Annotated in this window: 7 protein-coding genes; 6 read left to right on the top strand and 1 reads right to left on the bottom strand. The window is 47.8% G+C overall.

What is annotated here, in order from left to right:
• Positions 1-164: 164 nt before the first annotated feature.
• Genes galT through UB32_RS16645 form a run of 4 tightly spaced genes read left to right on the top strand, consistent with a single transcriptional unit; the run spans position 165 to position 4980 of the window.
• Entirely contained in the window at positions 165-1703 is a 1539-nt protein-coding gene (gene galT, locus UB32_RS16660) for a UDP-glucose--hexose-1-phosphate uridylyltransferase (RefSeq protein ID WP_044395815.1), read from the top strand.
• Positions 1687-2859, top strand: coding sequence for a galactokinase (locus tag UB32_RS16655; protein WP_044395813.1), 1173 nt, complete (start codon positions 1687-1689; stop codon positions 2857-2859). Before galT ends, UB32_RS16655 begins: the two co-directional genes overlap by 17 nt.
• A 15-nt stretch (positions 2860-2874) precedes the next feature.
• Positions 2875-3867 (top strand): UDP-glucose 4-epimerase GalE, encoded by a 993-nt coding sequence (gene galE, locus UB32_RS16650; RefSeq protein WP_044395811.1) that lies wholly within the window; start codon positions 2875-2877, stop codon positions 3865-3867.
• A gap of 12 nt (positions 3868-3879) precedes the next feature.
• Positions 3880-4980 carry a M24 family metallopeptidase gene (locus UB32_RS16645; protein ID WP_084221891.1) on the top strand — a complete coding sequence of 367 codons (1101 nt, stop codon included), beginning with the start codon at positions 3880-3882 and terminating at the stop codon, positions 4978-4980.
• Positions 4981-5028: 48 nt separating this feature from the next.
• Here UB32_RS16645 and UB32_RS16640 read toward each other — a convergent pair whose 3' ends face one another.
• The gene (locus UB32_RS16640; protein ID WP_044395808.1) at positions 5029-6240 is read right to left on the bottom strand and encodes an ROK family transcriptional regulator; all 1212 of its coding nucleotides are present in this window, start codon (positions 6238-6240) and stop codon (positions 5029-5031) included.
• Between the two features lie 131 nt (positions 6241-6371).
• On the opposite strand from UB32_RS16640, the gene fabZ reads away from it, so the two are divergent.
• Positions 6372-6794 carry a 3-hydroxyacyl-ACP dehydratase FabZ gene (gene fabZ / locus UB32_RS16635; protein ID WP_044395805.1) on the top strand — a complete coding sequence of 141 codons (423 nt, stop codon included), beginning with the start codon at positions 6372-6374 and terminating at the stop codon, positions 6792-6794.
• Between the two features lie 7 nt (positions 6795-6801).
• Complete coding sequence (locus UB32_RS20890; RefSeq protein ID WP_044395802.1) at positions 6802-7014, top strand: hypothetical protein; 213 nt, start codon at positions 6802-6804, stop codon at positions 7012-7014.
• Positions 7015-7107: the final 93 nt, after the last annotated feature.

Here is a 7107-nt window from a genome sequence, read left to right as displayed (position 1 = left end):
TGCTAGACCCGCCAGCCACAGGACGTGGCGTTATCGGCGGGCAGCGCTTGTCGGGGCTGAACAAGGCGCTTACGCTTTTCATATTGTATTTTTTCCGGGAAAGGGCTATGATGTGTATAGATAGTTAATTAAATTAATTAAGTTAAAAAGACGAGGTGAAGTCATTGCCATCCATTTATCGTGAAATCGAGCAGCTTGTGGCTTATGGCATTCAGGCGGGATTATTGGAAGATGCGGATAAGGTTTTTGCCCGAAATAGAATCCTTGCTGTGTTAAAGCTAGATGACTGGGAAGACGATGCTGGCGAATCAACGGAAAACGCAGATTTGCCGTCTATTTTAAAGAACATCCTTGATTGGGCTGCGGACCACGGCTTGCTTGCAGCCAATACAGTGACAGAACGAGACATCCTCGATACGGAAATAATGAACTGTTTGCTTCCAAGACCTTCGGAGGTAATCAGGAACTTTGAGCAGAAGTATCATACGAATCCCCAGGCAGCGACTGAGTACTTTTACCATTTGTCCAGCGCCTCCCACTATATCCGCGAGGACAGAATCAAAAAGAATAAGCAATGGAAAACGATGACACCGTATGGAGAAATTGATATTACGATCAATCTTTCGAAGCCGGAAAAAGACCCGAAGGAAATTGCGCTGTTGAAGGATCTTCCTTCTTCCAATTACCCGGAATGCCTGCTTTGCAAGGAAAATGAAGGCTACAAAGGAACGCTGCGGCATCCTGCAAGAGCGACGCACCGGATTATTCCCTTGACGTTGAACGAGGAAGGCTGGTATCTGCAGTATTCCCCATATGTTTACTATAATGAGCATTGCATCGTGTTTCGCGATCAGCATATTCCGATGAAAATATCGGCGGAAACATTCAACAGGCTGCTTGATTTTACCGAGCAGTTCCCGCACTATTTCCTCGGTTCCAATGCCGATATCCCGATTGTAGGCGGGTCGATTCTTTCCCATGATCATTTTCAGGGAGGCAATTACCGCTTCGCCCTTGAAAAAGCCGAGGAAGGAGAGGCAGTCCAACTAGACGGCTTCCCTTCGGTGATTGTTGCCCCGGTAAAATGGCCGATGTCCGTCATCCGTGTTAGGGGGAAGAAAGCGGAAGTAGCCGCTGTGTCCACTCTAATCTATCAAAAATGGCTGAAATACAGCGACCCATCAGTCGGGATTTTTTCCGAGACGGACGGAGTGCCACATAACACGGTCACGCCAATTGCCCGCCGCCGAGGCGATTTATTTGAAATCGATGTAGTGCTCAGGAACAATCGAACTTCAGCGGAACATCCAGATGGAATCTTTCACCCGCACAAACAGCTGCATCATATTAAGAAAGAAAATATCGGCTTGATTGAGGTAATGGGGCTGGCCGTCTTGCCGGGAAGGCTGGAATCGGAGCTTTCCAGGCTGGCAGCGTATGTACTGGCTCCTCCTGACGGTAAAGAAAATTGGCAGGAAGATCTGCTCAAACACTGGGACTGGTATCACTCGATCCTGAAAAAATATCATGACATCGATGCAGACAATGTCGGAAAAATCCTCGAAGACGATGTAGGCAAAATTTTTCTGGCAGTTTTGGAGGATGCAGGAGTATTCAAGCAGGATGAGCAGGGATTGGCTGCATTCACAAACTTTATCCAATTGGTAACGGAAAGCAGGGACGACGATGAACAATACGAATGAAGTAAAGAAACTTTTTAAAGAAAAATTTGGCTACACAGAAGGCGTGCGCGTGTTCTTCGCACCTGGCAGAGTAAACTTGATCGGCGAACATACCGATTATAATGGCGGCTATGTGTTTCCAGCAGCACTGACTTTCGGGACTTGGGCTGCCGCAGCTGCCAGGGAAGATGGTCTGTACCGCTTCCGGTCCGCAAACTTTGAGACGAGTGCGGATGTGACGATCACAGAGCTGGTGTACCGGGAAGAGGACGACTGGGCCAATTATCCGAAGGGTGTGCTGAATGAGCTGGTCAAACAAGCTGGCCAAGAGCCGTTCAAAGGCGCCGACATTCTCTACTACGGCAACATTCCAAACGGGGCTGGACTTTCTTCGTCCGCATCGATTGAACTGGCTACCGCTGTGGCGCTGACCAAGCTTGCAGGAGTGGACAGGAATATGCTCGACCTCGTCAAAATTGGCCAGGACGCGGAAAATCAATTTGTTGGCGTAAACTGCGGGATCATGGATCAATTTGCAGTCGGCATGGGCAAGGAAGACCATGCGATTGCCTTGAAATGTGACACGCTTGATTATCATTATGTTCCGGTGAAAATCGATGGCTACAAAATTGTCATCACCAACACGAATAAACGCCGCGGCCTCGCTGACTCCAAGTATAACGAGCGCAGAAACGAGTGCGAGCAAGGGCTGGCGCTGATCCAAACGGAGCTGCCTGAACTGGACTCCCTAGGTAATCTTAGTGTCGAACAATGGGAAAAAGTAAAGCATGTCATCAAAGAGGAAGTAATTGCCAAACGAGTAGAGCATGTTGTAACAGAGGATGATCGCGTTCTTTCAGCAATGAAGGCACTTGAAGCAAATGATCTGAAGAAATTCGGGGAGTTAATGAAGGAATCCCATGTGTCGCTGCGAGATTTGTACGAGGTAACCGGTTTCGAGCTTGATACCCTTTTTGAGGAAGCGTCCAAGGTGGAAGGCTGCATCGGCACTAGAATGACCGGGGCAGGCTTTGGCGGCTGCAATGTCAGCATTGTCCGTGAAGAGGCAGTAGACGAATTCAAGATGGTTGTCTCGGAAAACTATCATGCCAAAACAGGGCTTCAACCAGACTTTTATGTCTGTGATCTTGGCGATGGCGCAAAAGAGGTTTTTTAAAAGGAGGAAGAAAAAATGGCGATTTTAGTGACTGGCGGTGCTGGCTATATAGGCAGCCACACAGTAGTGGAATTAGTGAACCAAGGGGAAGATGTAGTTGTCATTGACAACCTCGTGACAGGCCATGAACAATCCGTAACAGGGGGAACCTTTTATAAAGGAGACATTCGCGACCGCAGTTTTCTTGATCAAGTTTTTTCAAAGCATGAGATTGAAGCGGTCATCCACTTTGCGGCAAGTTCGCTTGTCGGAGAGAGTGTATTTAAGCCGCTCGATTATTATGAAAATAACCTGATCGCCTCGCACACGCTTGTTTCGGCGATGCTTGCTCATCAAGTGAAGAAAATTGTGTTCTCATCAACAGCCGCCACTTACGGCGAGCCCAAATCGGTGCCAATCCTCGAAAAGGATGAAACGAGTCCGACAAGCCCTTATGGCGAGACGAAGCTGGCGATGGAAAAAATGTTCCGCTGGAGCGACGAGGCGTACGGGCTAAAATCGATCTCCCTGCGCTACTTCAATGCCGCCGGAGCACACCCGGATGGAGAAATCGGCGAGGATCACACTCCGGAAAGCCATTTGATTCCGATCATCCTCCAAGTAGCTCTTGGGCAGCGAGAACAGATCAGCATTTTTGGTGACGATTATCCGACGGCGGATGGCACGTGCATCCGTGACTATATTCATGTCATGGATCTCGCAAACGCCCATTGGCTCGCGCTCGAGCATCTCCGCAAAAAGGAAACAAGTGATGTTTTCAATCTAGGCAATGGCACAGGCTTCTCTGTTAAAGAGGTAATTGAAACAGCAAGAAAAGTAACCGGTCACGAGATTCCCGAGGTTGTCAGCCCACGCCGGGCAGGAGATCCAGCTGTCTTGATCGCGTCTTCGGAAAAAGCCCAGACGGCCCTTGGCTGGAACCCAAAATATAATAATTTAGAAACCATCATCGAAACAGCCTGGAATTGGCACAATAACCATCCGGCAGGCTATGGAGACAGGAAATAAGGGGGAGATAGTATGGGGGAAATCGTAAGCAGCCCATTAGCGAAAATAGAAGCTTTTTTAACCGAACATAATTATGATGGAGTCCTGTTCCGCAAGCGCAGCAATTTTGCCTGGGTAACTGGCGGAAAGGATAACCATATCGTTAACACGACAGAAAATGGTGTCGCCGACTTATTCATTTTTTCCGATAAAAAATATTGCATCACCTCGAAAATGGAATCTGCCCGTATTCATGACGAGGAGCTCGCAGGATTAGGCTATGAATTCGTGACTCCTGAATGGTATGAGGACCAGGATGCAGCCGTTCGTGCGCTTTGTGTCGGCAAAAGAATCGCCAGCGATACAGCACTCGAACCGTTCGATCAGCTGACAGGGGAATTGGCTCAGCTTCGGTTCACCTTAACCGAAACCGAACAGGAACGGTATCGCTGGCTTGGACAGAAAGCAGCCAATGCAGTCGAAGAAACGGCGCGGGAAATCAAGCCTGGAATGACCGAATTTGAAATCCAGGCCCATTTGGCTGCCAAGGTGATGAAGGAAGGCATAAATCCGCATGTCCTCCTAGTGTCAACGGATGAACGAGTATTTCGCTACCGCCACCCGATCCCGACAGCCAAAAAACTCGAAAACTATGCAATGATCGTCATTTGCGCCGAAAAATGGGGCCTGATCGCAAACGCAACTCGATTTGTCCATTTTGGCCCGCTCCCACAAGAGCTCGCGGAAAATAAACAAAAACTCGTACAAATTGATATCGCAATGAACCTGGCGACAAGACCGGGAACACCGATAAAAGAAGTGCTGGAAAAAGGCTTTGACATGTACCGCGAAGTAGGCTATGGAGAGGACTGGCGCTTCCTGCACCAAGGAGGACCAACCGGATACGCAACCCGTGAATTCCTCGCAACCCCAGAAGGCCCAGGCATCGTACACGAAAACCAAGCCTTCGCCTGGAACCCCGCCATCCGCGGAATAAAATCAGAGGATACCATCCTAGTCGGAAAAGAAGAAAACGAAATACTCACCCACACAGGAAATTGGGTCTACATCGAAGTAGAAAAACACGGCAAAAAATTCCTCCGCCCAGACATATTAGTGCGGGATTTAAATTAGCAAGAAAAGCGCTTCTCCTTTTGGAAAAGCGCCTTTTTTTTGCCAAAATTAATTGCTGCGTGTCGAGAATAATTCTGCCAGAATCAGCGCCACAGCGCCCATGACGGATGCGTCTTCGCCGAATTTGGAGAGGACAATTTCCGTTTCCTTTGCCGGTGTCGTCAGCGCTCTTTGCTTGATGGTTTCTTTCAGGCTGTCCAGAAGGAAGCTGCCGGCAGCGGAAACACCGCCGCCAATGATGATGCGTTTTGGATTGACGATATGAATCAAGTTGGTGACGCCGATTCCTAAATACCTACCGGCCTGCGCGAGGATATTTCGGCTGAAAGCGTCCCCTGCGACTGCCGCTTCGTAAATCGACTCGCTAGATATTTTAGCTAAATCACCTTCAGCCAGCAAACTTTGCTGACCTAGTTTCAGTTCTGATATTGCTTTTTCAGCGATTGCCGGTCCGGAAGTGAAGGTTTGCAGGCAGCCGTAATTGCCGCATGTGCATTTCGGGCCATTGATATCGATGACCATATGGCCGATTTCTCCGCTGATAAAATTTTGCCCATGAAACAGCTTGCCATTTATGATCATGCCTGCGCCGACGCCACGGCCGACGTTGATGCAAACGAGGCTGTCCACTCCTGCACCATTCCCAAACCATTGCTCCCCGAGACTCATCGCCCGAGCATCATTCTCGATTTTAACGAGCATTTGAAAATGATCTTCGAGGTATTCCTTGATAGGAATGTCCTGAAGCTGGAGGTTGGGAGCGAAGACAGACCGGCCTTTGTCTACATCGACAATCCCGTGCATTGCAACGCCGATTCCAATAATATGTTCCTCGATGACGCCAGCTTCTTGCTTGATGTGGTTGATTGAATCGGCCATTAGCGTTAATAAAGCTTCCTTTGTAACGCCAGCAGGAATGGGGATGATTTCTTTTCTGATTATTTTTCCGTTGATATTGGTCAGCGCAGCCTTTAGGTGATGGGAACCGACATCGAGACCGATGACATGAAACATCGAACTATTTAATGTTAGCATCGTCGGTTTCCGGCCGCCGCTTGATTCTCCCAAAGACTGTTCGATGACGATGCCAGTCTGCAATAATTCCTTAACAAGATTGCTGACAGTAGGCGGGGTAAGCCTGGTAACCTTGGCGATTTCCGCCCGTGAAATTGGCCCTTTTTCGCGAATGATCGTTAAGATGACGGATCTATTTAAAGATTTCATTAACTGGAAGCTGCCAGTTAAAAGCTTTTTGCTCATTTTTGTCCTCCAGTCACTTTGTTAATTAATATTATAAACTAGTATGAGACATTAATGAAGATTTCCCTTTCTTTTTCCGTAAGGTTTTTAGTAAAATGGTTAGTAAGTATTAGTAGGAGGTACTAGAAAACATGCTTGATATCAGCCAAATTAAAGAAATCATCCCGCACCGCTATCCGTTTTTATTAGTCGATAAAATTCTGGAAATCGAAGAAGGCAAAAGGGCAGTTGGCATTAAGAACGTAACAGCAAATGAAGAATTCTTCAACGGCCATTTTCCTGATTACCCAGTTATGCCAGGCGTGCTAATCGTGGAAGCGCTGGCGCAGGTCGGTGCAGTTGCCGTATTAAAGCTGCCGGAAAACCGCGGCAAGCTCGGCTTCTTCGCAGGAATCGACAATTGCCGGTTTAAAAGACAAGTAAAACCAGGCGACCAGCTGCGGCTGGAAGTGGAAATGGTCAAGCTACGCGGACCGATCGGCAAAGGAAAAGCAGTGGCCACCGTCGATGGCGAAATAGCATGCGAAGCAGAGATAACATTTGCAATAAAATAAGCATTCAATGGACCCAATGGAGAATTGGGTTCTTTTTTTACTAAATTTTGAACAGATGACGGAAGATGCAGCACTACAATTAATCGAGTACGCTCAAGATTACTACAAAGATTTTCCCAAATACTATAACTCCCCTAATCGAAAAGGACATTTACCATATATCCTTCACGTTCTGGCACAAGAGAATCTTGAAGGAGTAAAAGCTCTTATACGTGGCTAGTTGGAAGGAGTTACGCAGGTCCGTAGTAGGCCCAAGTTCGGACCGGTTTCCGTCATTTCCTGCAAAAGTAGTCCGAAGTAGGCCCAAGTTCGG

The organism is Mesobacillus subterraneus, from assembly GCF_000934845.1.
In the GTDB taxonomy this organism is placed as follows: Bacteria; Bacillota; Bacilli; order Bacillales; family Cytobacillaceae; genus Mesobacillus; species Mesobacillus stamsii.
This window is presented reverse-complemented; position numbering and strand designations above follow the sequence as displayed.